Source organism: Janthinobacterium aestuarii (assembly GCF_046113285.1).
In the GTDB taxonomy this organism is placed as follows: Bacteria; Pseudomonadota; Gammaproteobacteria; order Burkholderiales; family Burkholderiaceae_D; genus Janthinobacterium.
Genome location: NZ_CP142524.1, coordinates 962965 through 980548, shown reverse-complemented (window position 1 = coordinate 980548; position 17584 = coordinate 962965). Strand labels below are relative to the sequence as shown.

General features: G+C 63.3%; 19 protein-coding genes. 14 read left to right on the top strand and 5 right to left on the bottom strand.

Annotation, left to right across the window (positions count from 1 at the left end; translation table 11 throughout):
- The first annotated feature begins 181 nt into the window (after positions 1–181).
- Positions 182–586, top strand: coding sequence for a PEP-CTERM sorting domain-containing protein (locus tag OX462_RS04430; protein WP_409027864.1), 405 nt, complete (start codon positions 182–184; stop codon positions 584–586).
- A gap of 71 nt (positions 587–657) precedes the next feature.
- Here OX462_RS04430 and OX462_RS04425 read toward each other — a convergent pair whose 3' ends face one another.
- The 4 genes from OX462_RS04425 to OX462_RS04410 are packed head-to-tail and all read right to left on the bottom strand — an operon-like array spanning position 658 to position 3401.
- On the bottom strand, positions 658–837 hold the full coding sequence (locus OX462_RS04425; protein ID WP_409027863.1) for a hypothetical protein: 180 nt from the start codon (positions 835–837) through the stop codon (positions 658–660).
- Positions 834–1235 carry a DUF3224 domain-containing protein gene (locus OX462_RS04420; RefSeq protein ID WP_409027862.1) on the bottom strand — a complete coding sequence of 134 codons (402 nt, stop codon included), beginning with the start codon at positions 1233–1235 and terminating at the stop codon, positions 834–836. Before OX462_RS04420 ends, OX462_RS04425 begins: the two co-directional genes overlap by 4 nt.
- Positions 1235–1822, bottom strand: coding sequence for a DUF1697 domain-containing protein (locus tag OX462_RS04415; protein ID WP_070290442.1), 588 nt, complete (start codon positions 1820–1822; stop codon positions 1235–1237). The genes OX462_RS04420 and OX462_RS04415 overlap by 1 nt, the downstream gene beginning before the upstream one ends.
- Positions 1823–1835: 13 nt before the next feature.
- On the bottom strand, positions 1836–3401 hold the full coding sequence (locus OX462_RS04410) for a sensor histidine kinase (RefSeq protein ID WP_070221002.1): 1566 nt from the start codon (positions 3399–3401) through the stop codon (positions 1836–1838).
- Positions 3402–3608: 207 nt separating this feature from the next.
- Here OX462_RS04410 and OX462_RS04405 point away from each other — a divergent pair, with 207 nt between their 5' ends.
- Complete coding sequence (locus OX462_RS04405; protein ID WP_070221004.1) at positions 3609–3947, top strand: hypothetical protein; 339 nt, start codon at positions 3609–3611, stop codon at positions 3945–3947.
- Positions 3944–4789, top strand: a complete 846-nt coding sequence (locus OX462_RS04400) for an HDOD domain-containing protein (protein WP_070221006.1) — start codon at positions 3944–3946, stop codon at positions 4787–4789. Before OX462_RS04405 ends, OX462_RS04400 begins: the two co-directional genes overlap by 4 nt.
- Positions 4790–4955: 166 nt before the next feature.
- Here OX462_RS04400 and OX462_RS04395 read toward each other — a convergent pair whose 3' ends face one another.
- Positions 4956–5282 (bottom strand): hypothetical protein, encoded by a 327-nt coding sequence (locus OX462_RS04395; RefSeq protein ID WP_034746769.1) that lies wholly within the window; start codon positions 5280–5282, stop codon positions 4956–4958.
- A 650-nt stretch (positions 5283–5932) separates the two neighbouring features.
- On the opposite strand from OX462_RS04395, the gene miaB reads away from it, so the two are divergent.
- The 11 genes from miaB to OX462_RS04340 all read left to right on the top strand — a co-directional run bounded on the left by miaB (position 5933) and on the right by OX462_RS04340 (position 17527).
- The gene (gene miaB, locus OX462_RS04390; protein ID WP_070310193.1) at positions 5933–7300 is read left to right on the top strand and encodes a tRNA (N6-isopentenyl adenosine(37)-C2)-methylthiotransferase MiaB; all 1368 of its coding nucleotides are present in this window, start codon (positions 5933–5935) and stop codon (positions 7298–7300) included.
- Positions 7297–8361 (top strand): PhoH family protein, encoded by a 1065-nt coding sequence (locus tag OX462_RS04385; RefSeq protein ID WP_034746759.1) that lies wholly within the window; start codon positions 7297–7299, stop codon positions 8359–8361. Before miaB ends, OX462_RS04385 begins: the two co-directional genes overlap by 4 nt.
- Positions 8345–8815: an rRNA maturation RNase YbeY gene (gene ybeY, locus OX462_RS04380; protein WP_409027861.1), complete on the top strand. Its 471-nt coding sequence runs from the start codon at positions 8345–8347 to the stop codon at positions 8813–8815. The genes OX462_RS04385 and ybeY overlap by 17 nt, the downstream gene beginning before the upstream one ends.
- 171 nt (positions 8816–8986) lie before the next feature.
- The gene (locus OX462_RS04375) at positions 8987–9412 is read left to right on the top strand and encodes a DUF4259 domain-containing protein (protein WP_409027860.1); all 426 of its coding nucleotides are present in this window, start codon (positions 8987–8989) and stop codon (positions 9410–9412) included.
- 117 nt (positions 9413–9529) lie between these two features.
- Positions 9530–10408: a CorC family transporter gene (locus tag OX462_RS04370; RefSeq protein ID WP_034746750.1), complete on the top strand. Its 879-nt coding sequence runs from the start codon at positions 9530–9532 to the stop codon at positions 10406–10408.
- A gap of 16 nt (positions 10409–10424) precedes the next feature.
- Positions 10425–12014, top strand: coding sequence for an apolipoprotein N-acyltransferase (gene lnt / locus OX462_RS04365; RefSeq protein ID WP_409027859.1), 1590 nt, complete (start codon positions 10425–10427; stop codon positions 12012–12014).
- Between the two features lie 146 nt (positions 12015–12160).
- A complete protein-coding gene (gene glyQ / locus OX462_RS04360) occupies positions 12161–13075 on the top strand; it encodes a glycine--tRNA ligase subunit alpha (RefSeq protein WP_070290459.1) in 915 nt (304 codons plus the stop codon).
- A gap of 37 nt (positions 13076–13112) precedes the next feature.
- The gene (glyS, locus tag OX462_RS04355; protein ID WP_409027858.1) at positions 13113–15215 is read left to right on the top strand and encodes a glycine--tRNA ligase subunit beta; all 2103 of its coding nucleotides are present in this window, start codon (positions 13113–13115) and stop codon (positions 15213–15215) included.
- Entirely contained in the window at positions 15215–15802 is a 588-nt protein-coding gene (gene gmhB / locus OX462_RS04350; protein WP_083287342.1) for a D-glycero-beta-D-manno-heptose 1,7-bisphosphate 7-phosphatase, read from the top strand. The genes glyS and gmhB overlap by 1 nt, the downstream gene beginning before the upstream one ends.
- A 16-nt stretch (positions 15803–15818) precedes the next feature.
- A complete protein-coding gene (locus OX462_RS04345) occupies positions 15819–16559 on the top strand; it encodes a lysophospholipid acyltransferase family protein (protein ID WP_034746739.1) in 741 nt (246 codons plus the stop codon).
- A 44-nt stretch (positions 16560–16603) separates the two neighbouring features.
- Positions 16604–17527: a M48 family metallopeptidase gene (locus OX462_RS04340; protein ID WP_070310185.1), complete on the top strand. Its 924-nt coding sequence runs from the start codon at positions 16604–16606 to the stop codon at positions 17525–17527.
- Positions 17528–17584: the final 57 nt, after the last annotated feature.

The following is a 17584-nucleotide window of genomic DNA, read 5'->3' as shown; positions in this document are numbered from 1 at the left end:
ACGCTATCAAAATGACAAATATTCGTAATAAAGAGGAAATAAACGTATCAAAAATGTCACGATTTATGCTGTAATGGGAGAACAGCAGAAAAATCATGATACGCCCCCGTACAGGCGAATTGTCCGTCCATGCGCTAGCCGGTTTCGGCTGCGCCGCGCGGTGAACAACAGGGAGAGCACGATGAGAATCTATCAGCCGTTATGCGTGGCCTTGCTGGCGCTGTCGGCCAGCACGGGGAGCATGGCGGCAGTCAGCGACACGACGGCCGGCAAGCAGGAAGCCGGCGAACGCGTGACGATCGATGAAAGCATCAGCTTGAATAACAATCCTGGCTGGGAAACGCCGGACTTGCCGTATGCACGCCTGCTGGCCAGCAGCACCGCGACGGCGGCACCGCACTGGAGCAGCAGTGGCGCGCGCCATGCGGCCCTGGCGCCGCCCAGGCCCACGACGGCCGCGACCGCACAGCAAACCAGCGTACCGGCCGCCGTGCCGGAAGCGAGCATGTACTCGATGCTGCTGGTGGGTTTGGGCCTGGTGGCCTTGAGCCTGCACGGCGAAAAACAGGAAAAATTCGACAACTGACAGCGCCTGCGCTGGCAAGTGCGCTGCTGCAAAACATTCCGCCTGGTGCGGAATGTTTTTTGATGGCATCCTCATTTATCGAGCAGGCGGCAGACCCGTTCGATATTTCCCACCTGAATGCCCGACTTCAGGGCGCGCGCGATGCAGCCCGCCTTGTCCGGGCCCGAGGCGGACATGAGCACGAAGGCCGTCACCACCGCGCTGATGGCGACGAGCACGATCAAGACGCCCTTGACGATATCCCAGTTCATGGCGTCTCAACAATGTCATATGTAAAATCATAATAATGCTTGCCCTCCTCGATGCGGATGGCCAGGCTGCCGGTGAGTCCTTGCAACTGGCCCGTGCCCGTATCGGGCACCACCGTCACGGACAAGGCGGGCGCGCCGCGCGTCATGCTGCCGCTGTGCTGCAAATAAAAACTGCCGTGGCGCCCGTCCAAAGTGCCTTCCACCCATTCCAGCGCCACATAGCCTGCCGAACCGGTCACGCTGGCACGCGCGCTGAGCATCTCGCCCTGCGCGCTGGCGTCGAGGGCGCCGTGGTAGCGCTTGGCTAGCGACAAGCGTCCCAGCCCCGACTGCGCGGCCGTGTCAGACAAGGCTTCCGGACGGATGATGACGTCGAATGCCCCTGAAATGGAAGGCATCAGTGCTCCTTGGTAAATGAGGATATGGCTGCCGCATCCGCTCCGTTCAGCAGCGCATATAATTTTTGCATGGTGGCCCAGTTGCGCGAGGTGACGCCGTCGCCCAGCAGCACACCGAGCGCCGCCACCACCTTGCTGGCCAGCACGCCATCGGGACACCAGGCATACGCGGCCCAGCGGCCCAGCGCCAGCGCTTCGGGCTGCCACGACTGCTGCAAGAGCGGCGTCAGGCGCTGCACGTCGGCCGGATTGTTCAGCACCAAGGTCAGCAGGCGTGCCGCATCGGTCGCCGGCGCCAGGGTGTTTTGTTCGACCAGTTCGGCAAACTGGCTGGCCGACAGCACCGTCACCCTGGCCGCCACGCCCAGTTTCAGCACCAGCGCTTCCTCGATGCGGGCAGCGGCCTCGGCCGGCGCCACCGCCCCCCCGTCATACACGACGTTGCCGCTGTTGAGTACCGTACGCACCTGCGCAAAACCGAGGTCGCCCAGCAGCTTGCGCAGGTCGGCCATGGCCACGCGCTTGGCGCGACCCACATTGATCCCGCGCAAAAGCGCCACTTGCTGACTGTTTTCTATCTGTGCCATGTCATCTCCTTGACTATGCCTGGCTGCTGGTGCTTTCCGGCAACGGCGTCACCGTGGGCAGGCGCAGCAGGAACGTCGCGCCCTGCCCCAAGGTGCTGCTGACCGTGATGGTGCCGCCAAACTGCTTGGCAATCAAGTTGAACACGATATTCAAGCCCAGCCCCGTGCCGCCCTGCCCGCGCCGCGTGGTGACAAACGGATCGAACACGCGGTCGAGCATGTCGGGCGCGATGCCGCGGCCGTTGTCGCGCACCTGCATGGCGATCGCGTCGCCGTCGCGGCGCACGCCGATATGGATATTGCCCGCCGTGTCCGCATCGAAGGCGTGCTCGACACAGTTCAAGACCAGGTTGGTCAGCACCTGCGCCAGCGCACCCGGATAGCTGTCGAGCATGATGTCAGGCGGGCAATCGATATCGATGCTGATGCGCGTCTTTTTCAGGGTTGGCTGCAGGCTCGAGATCACCTCGCCGATATAGTCGCGCAATTCGAACAAACGGCGCGCCTCGCTGACCTGGTCGACGGCGATCTGCTTGAAGCTGTGGATCAGGTGTGCGGCCCGGTAGGCATTGTTCATGATCAGCCGCGCGCTTTCGCCGGCCGTTTCCAGGTAGCGCACGATGTCGGTCTTCTTCACGCTGCCGCCTGCCACCGCCGCGCTGATGTCATCGGTGGCTTCCTTCAGCACCGAAGCGCTGGTCAGGGCGATGCCGACCGGCGTATTGATTTCGTGCGCCACACCGGCCACCAGGCTGCCCAGCGAGGCCAGGCGTTCCGACTGCAGCAACGATTCCTGCGCGCGGCGCAGCTCGTCCATGGCCTGCGCCGTTGCCTGCTGCGAACGGCGCGCCATGTCTTCCGCCTCGCGGCTGCCTTCGATGATGGACTTGAGCTTGCGCTGCACGGCATTGAAGCCGCGGATCACGTCGCCCAGTTCGTCGCGCCGGCTTTCCGGCAGCTCTTCGACCTCGTCGCTGCCGCGCGTGGCCAGGTCGAACAAGCCGTCGCGTAACTGCTTCAGGGGGTCGAAGACGATGCGCAGGCTCAGCGCCAGGGCGCCCACGAGGATGATGTCAAGCAGCAACACTTCCAGTACCTTGCGCCGCACTTCGCTGCGCAAGGCCGCATCGATCTGCGCGCGGCTGAAATTGACGATGACCTTGCCGACGATCACCGGCTTGCCGCCCGAGGCCGCCGCCACGGCGTCGCGGAACACCAGCGGCGCCTCGACGGGCGTGCCGCCCATGGCCACGTCCGCCTCAAGCGGCACCAGCGTGCCGGCCGCGTCGCGCACTTCGCCGGCGAACAAACCGACCGAGGCGTCATAGACGCGGATGCCGACCAGTTCCGGCGGCAGCATTTCGGCCGCCACGATGCTGTCGACCTTGGATTTGTCGAGGTCCCACAGGGCGGACGGCAAGCTGGTCTGCAAGCGCGTGAGCACGCCGCTGCGCAGGCGCGCGCTGCCCGATTCGAGTTCCTTGCTCAAGGTATATTGGGTATAGCTGCCGGAAATGCCCAGCACCAAGGTGACGATCACGACAAAAAGCAGGGTCAGCCGGACTTGGATACTCACCATCAATCAACACTCCCCGGGCCAGGCCAGCCGCCAGCCCGCGGCGCGGGCGCAGATACGTCAGCAATGCAAGGGCCTGATTCAAATGTACGGTATGACATGCTTATTGGCAAGATTTACAGCATTCCCAGTTTCGATAGAGACTTTGATGCAGGTTGAGACATTGCGTCATGGCAATGGTAATATCCCGCAATCATCTAAGGAGTCGTCATGGCGGTCACGCATCAACATCTACCCCTGGAACAAGTTCGTCCCGGCATGATCTTGTCGGATGTCTTGCTCGATGCGCATGGACAAGTGCTGTTGCCGCAAGGCGCGGTATTGACGGAAAACATGCTGGCTCTGATGCCGCGCCACAACATCGACATGCTGCCGATCCAGGCGCCGCCCCCGTCGCCGGAAGAAATCGCCGCGCAGCAGGCGGCCGACAGCGAACGGCTGGCCTACCTGTTCCGCAAGCATGACCCGGACGATCCCCTCGATGCGGCCACCACCTTGCTGCGCAACTATGTCACGGCTTACCGCCTGGGCACGGGAGAGGCCGCATGAGCACCCAGCTGACGCTCGACGATATCGTCGCCCACCTCGATGACCTGCCTTCGCTGCCCGCCGTCGTCATGGAACTGCTCAACAGCATAGACCAGGAAGACGTCGATATTTCCGTGCTGGCCAAAAAAGTGTCGTATGACCAGGCGCTGACGGCAAAAACCCTGCGCCTGGCCAACTCATCGCACTATGGCCTGCAAGTGAAGGCCACCACCATCCAGCAGGCGATCACTTACCTGGGCTTCCAGACCACGCGCAGCCTGATCACCTCGGCCGCCATCACGGGCTGCTTCCCGGAAGGCCGCTGCCCCGGTTTCGACGACAAGGCCTTCTGGCGCCATTCGGTGGCGACGGCCGCCTGCGCCAAGGTGCTGGCGCGGCAGATCCGTTTCAACCAGGATTACGCATTCACGGCTGGCTTGCTGCACAACATCGGACGGCTGGTGCTGGTCAGCAGCTTTCCCGCGCACTACGCGCAAGTCATCGCACACCAGGCCGCGCACGATTGCAGCCTGCTCGAAGCGGAACAGGCCGTGCTGGGCGTGGACCACGTGCAGGCGGCCGTGGCCCTGGCCGAACACTGGAACTTTTCCGACACCATGCGCCTGGCGCTGGGCAACTACCTGCAGCCGGAAGCGCCGGGGGCAGGCTTTCTCGCGTCGCTGATCCACGTGGCCCATGCGATTGTCTGCGCGCTCGACCTGGCGCAGGCAGGCGACGACATGGTGCCGCGCGTCTCGCCGGTGGCCTGGGATGCGCTGGGCCTGGGCGAAGACGCGTATCTGCAGCTGTTCCGCGAAACGGAACTGCGCTACGACGAAATCACCTCGGCACTGCTGAGCTGATCAACATCCTCACAAGGCCGCAAACGCAAACGGCTCTCGCTGCGAAGCGAAAGCCGTTATCGGTACTGCAATACCTCCATGTTACCCGGTCCATGCTGCCCGGTCCACGCCAGCCTGTTGCCGCCAGCAGCTACGCAAGCGGCACAGTCAGCGCGCAACCGCCACATCAGTGCGCGTAATTCGATTCTTGCGCATCGCCGCGGTCTTCCGCTTTTGGACGGCCCTGGGCGTCGGACAGACGATACTTGGTGCGGCGGTCGCCCATCAAGTCGCGCAGGTCGCGGATGCTCATGCCCGTCACTTCGTGCATGCGGATCAGCAGCGAGGCGCCGACCGGCAAGCGGTGGTGGCGGATCTTGCTGATGACCGGTGGCGCCACTTCAAGCAGGCGCGACAGGGCTGCATCATTCTTCAGCTGCATCTTGCTCAGCAGAATATCCAGCAGGTGGTTCGGGTTGTAACTCTCTTGCGATGCTAATGCATGATGTGCCATGATTTTTCCTCGTCTGGTGAATGTAGAAAATAATGCCGATATGAACTTAAGGCTGGCTTAGAGTGTTTAAATAAACGTCCTTCCAACTGATTCAGCCTTCCCCCGCCTTTTTCCTTATCGCACTGCCCGCACAGGACTCGCACAGCCACGCCCGGCCAACGTACGCAACTTGCCGCGTGAGTAAAAGCACTGCAACCCACCAAAATGAATTGCATATAAGACAATATACTAGTCCAAACACGCAGCATCTGCGCCTCGCGCAAACTTCCTGATTGTTAAATATCAATCAATCTGCTGGTTGGCTTGGCAACGATGCTATTTCAACACATTAGGATGCCAGCGGGCGCACACAAGGCTTTGCAGCAACTTGTTACAAATCAATGGTGCCGTACAGCAATAAATGCTTTTCAGCATCGCCGTTCCGGGCGCCTTGTTCACATCGCAACCTTGCCGGCAAGATCAGCACGACATGGCCCGTGCCGGCGATTTACGCTAAACTATGGCCTGAACTTGCAGCGAGCCTGCCACCGGGCAGCCAGAGGCGCCCGGCCGGTCATCCACCGCGCCCAACCCTGAGCGGCCCCCTGCGCCGCAGCATCCTGCCCACCCATCTTGTTTGCCGCCACATTTACCGATAAGCGCCCGACTCCATGCAGAAAAAAGTATTCATTAAAACCTTCGGCTGCCAGATGAACGAGTACGACTCGGACAAGATGGCCGACGTGCTGGGCGCCTCCGATGGCCTGGTGCGCACCGACACGCCGGAAGACGCCGACGTCATCCTGCTCAACACCTGCTCCGTGCGCGAAAAGGCGCAGGAAAAAGTGTTTTCCGACCTGGGCCGTCTGCGCGAGCTGAAACTGGCCAAGCCGCACCTCCTGATCGGCGTGGGCGGCTGCGTGGCCTCGCAGGAAGGCGACGCCATCGTCAAGCGCGCGCCGTATGTCGACATGGTGTTCGGCCCGCAAACCCTGCACCGCCTGCCGCAGATGATCGAACTGCGCCGCGCCAGCGGCGATGCGCAAGTGGACATCAGCTTCCCGGAAATCGAAAAGTTCGACCACATGCCGCCGGCCAAGGTGGAAGGCGCTTCGGCGTTCGTCTCCATCATGGAAGGCTGCAGCAAATATTGCAGCTACTGCGTCGTGCCCTACACGCGCGGCGAGGAAGTGTCGCGCCGCTTCGAGGACGTGCTGACGGAGGTGGCGGGCCTGGCCGCCCAGGGCGTCAAGGAAATCACCCTGCTGGGGCAAAACGTGAATGCCTACCGGGGCGCGATGGAAGGCGGCGAGATCGCCGACTTCGCCCTGCTGCTCGAATACGTGGCCGACATTCCCGGCATCGAACGCATGCGCTTCGTCACCAGCCACCCGAAGGAATTCACGCAGCGCCTGATCGACGCCTACGCGAAGATCCCGCAGCTGGTCGACCATCTGTACCTGCCGGCGCAGCACGGTTCCGACAAGATCCTCGGCGCCATGAAGCGCGGCTACACGGGCCTCGAATACAAGTCCATCATCCGCCGCATCCGCGCCGTGCGCCCGAACATGGCCATTTCGTCCGACTTCATCGTGGGCTTTCCTGGCGAAACGCAGGCCGATTTCGACGCCATGATGAAGCTGATCGCCGACGTGGGCTTCGACAACAGCTACAGCTTCATCTTCAGCAAGCGCCCCGGCACGCCGGCCGCCAGCCTGGAAGATGACACGCCGCACGAGATCAAGCTGGCCCGGCTGCAGCAGCTGCAGGCGGCCATCGATGCCAACACGCGCAAATACAGCCTGGCCATGGTGGGCACGGTGCAAACCATCCTCGTCGAAGGCCGTTCCAAAAAGGATACAGACGATAGCGAACTGCAAGGCCGCACCGAGAACAACCGCGTGGTCAATTTCGACGCCGGCCCGGACGGTTTGCAATTGATCGGCCAGCTGGTCGACGTGCGCATCACCGAAAGCCACTCCTACACCCTGCGCGGCGAACTTGTCGCCAGCGCCCCTGCATTGAAAAGAGCCAGTTGAAAACCAAAGCCCCGATACAGCCGCATTACTTCATCCCCGAGCCGCTCGACAACACGCGCCTGGCGCATCTGTGCGGACCGCTCGATGAAAACCTGCGCCAGATTTCCGCCGCCCTCGACGTGACGATCTTCCGCCGCGGCGAGAAATTCATCGTCGGCGGCAGCAACGCCGAGCGCGCCGTGGAAATCCTCGAACAGTTCTACGCCATCGCCAACAAGGTCGTGCCGCTGGAAGAAGTGCAACTGGCCCTGGTGGAACAGCGCGCGGGCCTGTCCGCCGCCTCGGAACACCACGCCAACGCGCCCGCCAGCACTTTTGTGGAACCGGACATCGCCAGCCCCGTGCTGAAAACGCGGCGCTCCGACCTGCGCGGACGCACGCCGCACCAGATCGCCTACCTGCGCGACATCCTCGAACACGACATCAGCTTCGGCGTGGGTCCGGCCGGCACGGGCAAGACCTACCTGGCCGTCGCCTGCGCCGTCGACGCGCTCGAGCGCGACGCCGTCAAGCGCATCATCCTGACGCGCCCCGCCGTCGAAGCGGGCGAGCGCCTGGGCTTTTTGCCGGGCGACCTGGCGCAAAAGGTCGACCCCTACCTGCGCCCCCTGTACGACGCGCTGTACGATTTGCTGGGCTTTGACCGCACGCAGAAGCTGTTTGAAAAACAGGTGATCGAGATCGCCCCGCTGGCCTACATGCGCGGGCGCACCCTGAACCACGCGTTTGTCATCCTCGACGAGGCGCAAAACACCACCGTCGAACAGATGAAGATGTTTTTGACGCGCATCGGCTTTGGCAGCAAGGCCGTGGTGACGGGCGACGTGACGCAAGTCGACCTGCACAAGAGCCAGACGAGCGGCCTGATCGACGCCGTGCACGTATTGAAAGACGTGCGCGGCATCGGCTTCACGCAATTTAACAGCACCGACGTGGTACGCCATCCGCTCGTCGCGCGCATCGTCGACGCTTATGAAACGGCGCAGGCGGCCAATGCCGACGCCGCCCACCTGCCCTCCTTATTGAAACCAGCCGCCGCCAAAAATGTCCGAAAAAAATAAACTGTCCTTGTCCGTGCAATACCCGGATGCCCGTCTGGAAACCCTGATCACGCGCCCGAAAGTGCGCCGCTGGGTCAAGGCGGCCCTGTTCGCCCCGGCCGAATTCACCATCCGCTTCGTCGACGCGGAAGAAGGCCGCAGCCTGAACCGCGACTACCGCGAAAAGGACTACGCCACCAACGTGCTGACGTTCGCCTACAACGAAGGCGAAGAGTTGAATGACGACGAGCCGACGCGCGCCGACATCATCCTGTGCACGGACGTGCTGGAAAAGGAAGCGGCCGAGCAAAAGAAGAGCGTGGAAGAACACACGGCCCATCTGATCGTGCACGGCGTGCTGCATGCGCAGGGCTACGACCACATGGATGACGAGGAAGCGGCAGAGATGGAAGGGCTGGAGGCGGAGATCCTGGCCAAACTCGGCATTGCCGATCCGTACGCGGACCCAAAATAAACCGCGCAGATTGGGGCGGTCGGTAGGTCGGGTAGGTCGGGTTAGCCCGCAGGGCGTAAGCCGACAACATCCGTCAACGTAACCGGAGCACCACAGTGTCAGATTACGCTGCGCTAATCTGACCTACGTCTGACCTGCGTACAAATAGCGCCAACGCACACACAAGGACACATGATGGGCACCTGGGCACTTGACGCCTTCGGCAACGACTACGCCATGGATTGGGCGCAGGATTTGCACGAATATAAAACCCTGGAACTGGTCGAGACAACGCTCGACAACGTCATCGACAGCCAGGAAGCGGAACTGGAAGCGCCGTTCGCCGCCGAGGCGCTGGCCGCGCTGGAAGTGATCGCGCGCCTGCTGGGCAAGCCGGGCGAGGACGACCCGGCCACGGCCGAGGTTGACGAATGGGTGGCCGCCTGCAAGAAGAAAGTCACGCCGCCGCTGCTGGAAAAGGCGCGCCTGGCCTTCGACAAGATCACGGCCGAAGCGTCGGAACTGCGCCAGCTGTGGCAGGACAGCGAGCATTTCGCCGACTGGCAGGCCGACGTGGCGCACTTGCGCGCGCGCGTGCTGGGCCCGGAAGCGGCGTAAAAGATCGCGCAACGGCGCACTTCAACGTATTAAATTTGCATCAAAAGCGGGGAAATCCGGTATTCCCCCACTTTTGGTGTATCCTATATCCCTTCGCAACAACGGCTCACGCCTCCTATGCCCGAGCACCCTAGTGGCGTCAGAACTGACGTCAAGCCCCACCGGTCACTGTTTGAACGCCTGACCGCACTCATTTCCCCCGAGCCAGAGAACCGTGCAGAATTGCTCGAAGTTCTACACGATGCGCATGAACGCAAGCTGATCGACGCCGACGCCCTGTCGATGATCGAAGGCGTGTTCCAGGTGTCGGATCTCTGTGCGCGCGACATCATGATTCCCCGTTCGCAAATGGATGTCATCGACATCAGCAAGCCGATCGAGGAATGGATGCCGGAAGTCCTGTCCACCGCCCACTCGCGCTTCCCCGCGATCGAAGGCGAGCGCGACAAGGTCATCGGCATCCTGCTGGCGAAAGACTTGCTGCGTTATTACGCAGAAGAAACTTTCGACGTGCGTGACATGCTGCGCCCCGCCATCTTCATCCCCGAATCGAAACGCCTGAATGTGCTGCTGCGCGATTTCCGCGCCAACCACAATCACATGGCCATCGTCGTCGATGAGTACAGCGGCGTCGCCGGCCTGATCACCATCGAAGACGTGCTGGAACAGATCGTCGGCGATATCGAGGACGAATACGACTTCGACGAAGCGGAGGACAATATCCTCTCGCTCAAGGAAGGCCAGTTCGGTCCCCGCTGGCGGGTCAAGGCGCTGACCGAGATCGAACAGTTCAACGAAGAAGTGGGCAGCCACCTGGTCGACGACGACGTCGACACCATCGGCGGCCTCGTGTCGAAGTACCTGGGCCGCATGGCGCACAAGGGCGACATCTTCGACTTGGGCAATTTGCGCTTCGAGGTGCTGCGCGCCGATGCGCGCCAGGTGCACGTGCTGCTCGTCGAGCGCCTGCCCAACGTGCCGGAACTGGAACTCTGACATGCGCGTGCTGTAAATGCGTTTCAGACGCGCCGACCCCAACGCCCCCGCCAAACCGCCCCGCAGCACCTGGGCGCGCATGCTGACTGCCTTTGTTGCCGGCGCAGTCGCCGTGCTGGCGTTCGCCCCTTTCGGCTACTGGCCGCTGCAAATCCTCAGCCTGGGCGTGCTGTTCTACCAGGTGCTGCGCGCGGCAAACGTCAAGGCCGGCGCGCTGATCGGCTGGGCCTACGGCTTCGGCTGGTGCGCGGCCGGCACGCACTGGCTGTATATCTCGATGCACCGCTATGGCGACATGGCCGCGCCGATCGCCGCCATCGCCGTGGCCTTGCTGGCCCTCTTGATGGCCATCTACGTGGCCCTGGCCATGGGCGTGGCCGCCTGGCTGCGCCAGCGCTGGGTGCTGTCCCTGCCCGCCATGACCTTGCTGGTGCTGCCCGCCACGTGGGCCCTGTTTGAATGGACGCGCGGCTGGCTGTTTACGGGTTTTCCGTGGCTGGCCACCGGCTACGCCCACAATGCCAGCCCGCTGGGCGGCTTTGCCCCCATCGTCGGATCGTACGGCCTGGGCTGGCTGGCGGCGCTGTCCGCCGGCGCCCTGCTGCTGCTCGTCCACCCCCTGCACCGCACGCGCTGGAGCGCGCTGGGCGGCGTCATCGCCCTGTACGCGGCCGGCGTTGGCTTGCAATACGTGAACTGGACCCACCCGGTCGGGCGCCCCATCACCGTGCGCCTGTTGCAGGGCAATGTGCCGCAGCAGCAGAAATTCGACCCCGGCTTCGTGCTGGGCGCCCTGCAGATGTACCAGAGCGCCATCACCAGCGCGCCGGCCGACCTGATCGCCACGCCGGAAACGGCCGTCACCGTGCTGCCGCACCAGCTGCCGCCCGGCTATCTCGATAGCCTGGCGACGTATGCGCAGCAGACGGGCAGCACGATCCTGGTCGGCATGCCCGTGCTCGACGAGCAGCAGCGCTTCTACAATGCGGCCGTGGGCATCACGCCCAACGGCACGCCGGGACCGTACTACCAGTATCGCAAGCACCATCTGGTGCCATTCGGCGAATTCGTGCCGCCCGGCCTGCACTGGTTCGTCGCCATGATGGCCATCCCGCTGGGCGACATGGGCCGCGGCGCCGAGGTGCAGGCGCCGCTGCAGGTACGCGACCAGCTGGTGCTGCCGAATATCTGCTACGAAGACTTGTTTGGCGAGGAAATCGCCGGCCAGCTGGCCAGCGCCCACCGCCACGGCAAGCAGTCGGCGTCCGTGCTGCTGAATATCTCGAACCTGGCCTGGTTCGGTGACTCGATCGCCATCCCCCAGCATCTGCAGATTTCGCAGATGCGCAGCCTGGAAACGGGCCGCCCCATGCTGCGCTCGACGAACACGGGCGCCACCGCCGTCATCGACGGCAAGGGCGTGGTGCAAAGCCTGCTGCCGCCGGAGCAGCAAGCGACCTTGGCGGCCAAGGTGCAGGGCATGGGCGGCATGACGCCATACATTCTGTACGGCAACAAACTGGTGCTGGCCCTGGCCGCGCTGGCCCTGCTGACGGCCTTCCTGCTGTCGCGCGCCGCCCGCCGTGGCCGCGCCGCGCAGCAATAAGCGGCCGATATTGCCCGAAGAGTCACAGTGGGCCCGTAAAAACCGCTAAAATTAGCAAAACCCCGGCCCGGACGCGCTTGTTAGCGGCGTGCGGGCTTCAAGCAAACCTTAACAGCGCGCAGTCTCCCGCGCGGCGAACTCATACGATGCTCACATTTCAACAAATTATCCTGACCTTGCAAACCTATTGGGACAAGCAAGGTTGCGCCCTGCTCCAGCCTTACGACATGGAAGTCGGCGCCGGCACCTTCCACACCGGTACCTTCCTGCGCGCGATCGGCCCGGAACCGTGGCGCGCCGCGTATGTGCAGCCGTCGCGCCGCCCGAAAGATGGCCGCTATGGCGAAAACCCGAACCGCATGCAGCACTACTACCAGTACCAGGTGGTGTTGAAGCCGGCGCCGGAAAACATCCTCGACCTGTATCTGGGTTCGCTGGCCGCGCTGGGCCTGGACCTGAAGCAGAATGACGTGCGCTTCGTCGAAGACGACTGGGAAAGCCCGACCCTGGGCGCCTGGGGCCTGGGCTGGGAAGTCTGGCTGAACGGCATGGAAGTGACCCAATTTACCTACTTCCAGCAAGTGGGCGGCCTCGATTGCAAGCCCGTGCTGGGCGAGATCACCTACGGCATCGAACGCCTGGCCATGTATCTGCAGGGCGTGGAAAACGTGTATGACCTGGTGTGGACAGAGTGGGAAGAAAACGGTATTACGAAAAAACTGACCTACGGCGACGTCTTCCACCAGAACGAGGTGGAGCAATCGACCTACAACTTCGAGCACGCGAACACGGACCTGCTGTTCGAACAGTTCGGCAACTACGAAGCGGAAGCGAAGCGCCTGATCGAACTGCAACTGACCCTGCCCGCCTACGAGAAGATCATGAAGGCCTCGCACAGCTTCAACATGCTCGACGCGCGCGGCGCCATCTCGGTGACGGAACGCGCCGCCTACATCGGCCGCGTGCGCACCCTGTCGCGCCTGGTGGCGCAAGCGTATTACGACTCGCGCGAACGCCTCGGTTTCCCGATGCTGCCCGCCGCAGACCAAGCCGCCGCCTAATTCGAGCCTCCACACCGCCGTACCTGACAAGAACACCATGAACCAAACACTGCTCATCGAACTGCTGACCGAAGAACTGCCGCCGAAAGCGCTGGCCAAACTGGGCGCCGCCTTCACGGCCGGCATCGTCAACGGCCTGAAATCGCGCGACTTCCTGGAAGCCGACAGCGTCGCCACCAGCTACGCCTCGCCGCGCCGCCTGGCCGTCTCCATCACCAACGTGCGCGAAGTCTCGCCCGACAAATCGATCCGCGAAAAAGTCCTGCCCGTCTCCGTGGCGCTGGACGCGAACGGCAACGGCACGCCGCCGCTGGCCAAGAAACTGGCCGCGCTGGGCTTCCCCGATCTGACGGTGGCCGAGCTGGAACGCGCCGCCGACGGCAAGGCGGAAAGCTTCTTCTACACCTACACGGCGCCGGGCAGCCAGCTCGCCACGGGGGCGCAGGCCGCATTGACGGAATCGGCCGCCAAGCTGCCGATTCCAAAACTGATGAGCTATCAGCGTCCGGACGGCAGCACCGTGCAATTCGTGCGTCCGGCCCACAGCCTGATCGCCCTGCACGGCATCAATATCCTGCCGTTGACCCTGCTGGGCTTGACGGCCGGCCGCACCACCCTGGGCCACCGCTTCCTCACCGACGGCGAACCGATCACCATCGCGCACGCGGAAAACTATGCGCCGTCGCTGATTCTCAACGCCAGCGTCATCGCCAGCAACGAGGAACGCAAGGAGCGCATCCGCGCCCAGCTGCTGGACAAGGCCGGCGCCGACCAGGTGCTGATGCCCGAAGCGCTGCTCGATGAAGTCACGGCCCTGGTCGAATGGCCGGTCGTGTATGAGTGCCACTTCGAGGAAGAATTCCTGGCCGTGCCGCAGGAATGCCTGATCCTCACGATGCAGACGAACCAGAAATACTTCGCCCTGACGGACAGCGAAGGCAAGCTGCGCTCGCGCTTTTTGATCGTCTCGAACATCGAGACGGACACGCCCGAGCACATCATCGGCGGCAACGAGCGCGTCGTGCGCCCGCGCCTGTCCGACGCCAAGTTCTTCTTCGAGCAGGACAAGAAGAAGACCTTGGCATCGCGTCTGCCGCTGCTGGCCAACGTCGTCTACCACAACAAGCTGGGCACGCAAGCGGCCCGCACAGAGCGCGTCAAGTCGCTGGCCGGCGCCATCGCCGCCAAGCTGGGCTACGACGTGGCGCTGGCCGAACGCGGCGCCCTGCTGGCCAAGGCCGATCTGCTGACCGACATGGTGGGCGAATTCCCCGAACTGCAAGGCATCATGGGCACGTACTACGCGCGCCATGACGGCGAACCGGAAGAAGTGGCGCTGGCCGCCTCCGAACACTACCAGCCGCGCTTTGCCGGCGACAGCCTGCCGTCCACCGCCACCGGCACCGCCGTGGCCCTGGCCGACAAGCTCGAAACCCTGGTCGGCATCTGGGCCATCGGCCTGGCGCCGACGGGCGACAAGGACCCGTTCGCGCTGCGCCGCCACGCCCTGGGCGTGCTGCGCATGCTGCTGGAAAAACGCCTGCCCTTGTCGATCCAGGGCTTGCTGGCGGACGCCGCCGCGCAGTTCGCGTCGGTGCCCGGCTTCAAGGACCCCGTCGCGGATGTGACCACCTTCATGCTGGACCGCCTGCGCGGCATCCTGCGCGAGCGCGGTTTCTCGCCGAATGAAATCGAAGCCGTCGTGGCGCAGAACCCGGACCGCCTGGACGACATCGTGCAGCGCCTGGAAGCCGTGCAGGCGTTTGCCGCGCTGCCGGAAAGCGCCTCGCTGGCAGCGGCCAACAAGCGCATCACGAACATCCTGAAAAAGAACGAGGAAGCCGTGAGCCAGGTCGCCGCCGGTGGCGTCAACGTGGCGCTGCTGCAGGACGAGGCGGAGAAAAAACTGGCCGCCGCCGTCTCGCGCGTGCAGCCGGAAGTCGACGCGGCCTTTGCCAAGGGCGATTTCGCCGGCACCCTGCAAACCCTGGCGCAGCTGCGCGATGACGTCGACGGCTTCTTCAACGACGTGATGGTGATGGCCGAGGATGTCGCCCTGCGCAACAACCGCCTGGCCTTGCTGTCGTCCTTGCACGGCATGATGAACCGCGTGGCCGACATTTCCAAGCTGGCGGCATAATGGGCACTCCGGCGCTGAAACTGATTATTCTCGACCGCGACGGCGTCATTAATCATGACTCGCCGGACTTCATCAAGTCGCCGGCCGAATGGCTGCCCATCCCCGGTTCGCTCGAAGCGATAGCCCGCCTGAACCAGGCCGGCTATCGCGTCGTCGTCGCCTCGAACCAGTCCGGCATCGCGCGCGAATACTTCGACATGACGGTGCTGAACGCGATCCACCAGAAGATGCACACCCTGGCGCAGCAGGTGGGCGCCGATATCGACGCCATCTTCTTTTGCCCGCATGCGGGCGCGGACAATTGCGACTGCCGCAAGCCGAAACCGGGCATGTTTCATGAAATCTCGCAGCGCTACAACACCAGCCTGCGAGGCGTGCCCACCGTTGGCGATTCGCTGCGCGACCTGCAGGCCGGCTTCATCAGCGGCTGCGTGCCCTACCTGGTCTTGACGGGCAAGGGCGAAAAAACCAACGAGACGGGTGGCCTGCCGCCCGGCACTCAGGTCTTCCCCGACCTGGCCGCCGTCGTGAACCACCTGCTCAAGGCGCCCGCCGCACCGGCGCCCACCGTGGCATTCAGTATCTAATCTTCGGAGAACCGCATTGCGTAATATTTCCCTGTTCCTGCGATCACTGCTGTTCATGATCATCATGATCGTGGCCACCATCGTCTGGGCCTGCGTGTGCTTTTTTGCCGCGCCATTGAGCTACAACAAGCGCTATTGGGTCACCTCGCGCTGGAATGTGTTTATCCTGTGGTGCGCCAAGGTCATTTGCGGCATCCGCTATGAAGTCAAGGGCGCCGAGAACTTCCCGGACGCGCCGGCCATCGTGCTGTCGAAGCACCAGTCGGCATGGGAAACCATCTTCTTGCTGCCAAGCCTGCCCCGTCCGCTCGTGTATGTGTTCAAGAAGGAGATCCTGTACATCCCCTTCTTCGGCTGGGCCATGGCGCTGCTGCGCATGATCCCCATCGACCGCAAGCAGGGCAAGCATGCGTTCAAGAGCGTGGTCGCACATGGCAAGCGCCGGCTGGCCGATGGCCAATGGATTATCATGTTCCCTGAAGGTACCCGCATTCCCGTGGGCCAGGCGGGCAAGTACAAGAGCGGCGGCACGCGTCTGGCCATCGCCACGGGCGCCGTGGTGGTGCCGATTGCGCACAATTCAGGCGAGTGCTGGCCCAAGCAGTCATTCCTCAAACGCCCGGGGCTGATCACCGTCTCGATAGGCAAACCGATTTCGCCGGAAGGGCAAACCCCGGACAGCATGATGCAACAGGTGGAAAATTGGATAGAATCAGAAATGCGCGTCATTTCGCCTCACGCCTACAACGCTGGCTAGACGGCATCAGCGCGGTCATCCAGGAGCCGACCCTGCGCCAGCAGATGAAGACCATCAAGGTCGGCGACCAGCAACTGGATTTGTTCGCGCATGACGTCTCGACCAGCACGCCCCCGGCGGTGCGCCCCACGGCACCGCCAGCGCCGCCCGTGGCCCCACCGGTAGTGGCGCCCGCGCCGCCCATCGTTCGCCCTGCCCCGCCTCCCCTGCCTTCCCCGCCACGCACCGCCGATGGCCCGCCGCTGCGCCAGCTGCAGCTGGGCAGCCACCTCGTCGAATTCGCCCTGCGCCGCTCCACGCGCCGTTCCATCGGCTTCATGATCGACGATAACGGCTTGCGCGTCACGGCACCCAAGCGCGTCACCCTGGCCGAAATCGACAACGCCATCCGCGCCAAGCAAGGCTGGATCGTCTCGAAGCTGCTGGAACGGGGCGAGCGCAAGGTGCAGCGCCAGCAGCGCCCGCCCGTGGCATGGGTCGATGGCGCCGTGCTGCCCTACCTCGGTGGCGAGATCACCTTGCGATTGCACCAGGCGCCGCGCCACCGCGCCAGCTTTCAGCGCGACACCAATGAGCTGCACGTGTGGGTCACGCCCACGGGCAGCGAGCAGCAATTGAAGGAAAAAGTGAAAGGCTGGTTCCAGCACGAGGCGCGCCAGCTGTTCGAAGCACGGCTGGACCTGTATGCGGACAAGCTGGGCGTGCGCTACGATTCGCTGTCACTGTCGTCGGCCGGCACGCGCTGGGGCAGCTGCACCATCGAGCGCAAGATCCGCCTGAACTGGCGCCTGATCCACTTCGCCCTGCCGCTGATCGATTACGTCGTGGCGCACGAACTGTCGCACCTGCTGGAAATGAACCACAGCCCCCGCTTCTGGGCCACCGTGGAATCGATCTATCCCGATTACGATGGGGCCAAGCAGGCGCTCAGAAAACGCTCGCAGGAGTTGCCTGTGTTGTTCGCGTAAACGATATTGTTGGCCACGACTGTCGGATTACGCGCCCTGCGCTAATCCGACCTACAG

Excerpts from the sequence above, each read along its gene's own strand:
- OX462_RS04430 (WP_409027864.1), top strand. The coding sequence starts at position 182 with ATGAGAATCTATCAGCCGTTATGCGTGGCCTTGCTGGCGCTGTCGGCC.
- OX462_RS04425 (WP_409027863.1), bottom strand. The coding sequence starts at position 837 with ATGAACTGGGATATCGTCAAGGGCGTCTTGATCGTGCTCGTCGCCATC.
- OX462_RS04420 (WP_409027862.1), bottom strand. The coding sequence starts at position 1,235 with ATGCCTTCCATTTCAGGGGCATTCGACGTCATCATCCGTCCGGAAGCC.
- OX462_RS04415 (WP_070290442.1), bottom strand. The coding sequence starts at position 1,822 with ATGGCACAGATAGAAAACAGTCAGCAAGTGGCGCTTTTGCGCGGGATC.
- OX462_RS04410 (WP_070221002.1), bottom strand. The coding sequence starts at position 3,401 with ATGGTGAGTATCCAAGTCCGGCTGACCCTGCTTTTTGTCGTGATCGTC.
- OX462_RS04405 (WP_070221004.1), top strand. The coding sequence starts at position 3,609 with ATGGCGGTCACGCATCAACATCTACCCCTGGAACAAGTTCGTCCCGGC.
- OX462_RS04400 (WP_070221006.1), top strand. The coding sequence starts at position 3,944 with ATGAGCACCCAGCTGACGCTCGACGATATCGTCGCCCACCTCGATGAC.
- OX462_RS04395 (WP_034746769.1), bottom strand. The coding sequence starts at position 5,282 with ATGGCACATCATGCATTAGCATCGCAAGAGAGTTACAACCCGAACCAC.
- miaB (WP_070310193.1), top strand. The coding sequence starts at position 5,933 with ATGCAGAAAAAAGTATTCATTAAAACCTTCGGCTGCCAGATGAACGAG.
- ybeY (WP_409027861.1), top strand. The coding sequence starts at position 8,345 with ATGTCCGAAAAAAATAAACTGTCCTTGTCCGTGCAATACCCGGATGCC.
- OX462_RS04375 (WP_409027860.1), top strand. The coding sequence starts at position 8,987 with ATGATGGGCACCTGGGCACTTGACGCCTTCGGCAACGACTACGCCATG.
- OX462_RS04370 (WP_034746750.1), top strand. The coding sequence starts at position 9,530 with ATGCCCGAGCACCCTAGTGGCGTCAGAACTGACGTCAAGCCCCACCGG.
- lnt (WP_409027859.1), top strand. The coding sequence starts at position 10,425 with ATGCGTTTCAGACGCGCCGACCCCAACGCCCCCGCCAAACCGCCCCGC.
- glyQ (WP_070290459.1), top strand. The coding sequence starts at position 12,161 with ATGCTCACATTTCAACAAATTATCCTGACCTTGCAAACCTATTGGGAC.
- glyS (WP_409027858.1), top strand. The coding sequence starts at position 13,113 with ATGAACCAAACACTGCTCATCGAACTGCTGACCGAAGAACTGCCGCCG.
- gmhB (WP_083287342.1), top strand. The coding sequence starts at position 15,215 with ATGGGCACTCCGGCGCTGAAACTGATTATTCTCGACCGCGACGGCGTC.
- OX462_RS04340 (WP_070310185.1), top strand. The coding sequence starts at position 16,604 with ATGAAGACCATCAAGGTCGGCGACCAGCAACTGGATTTGTTCGCGCAT.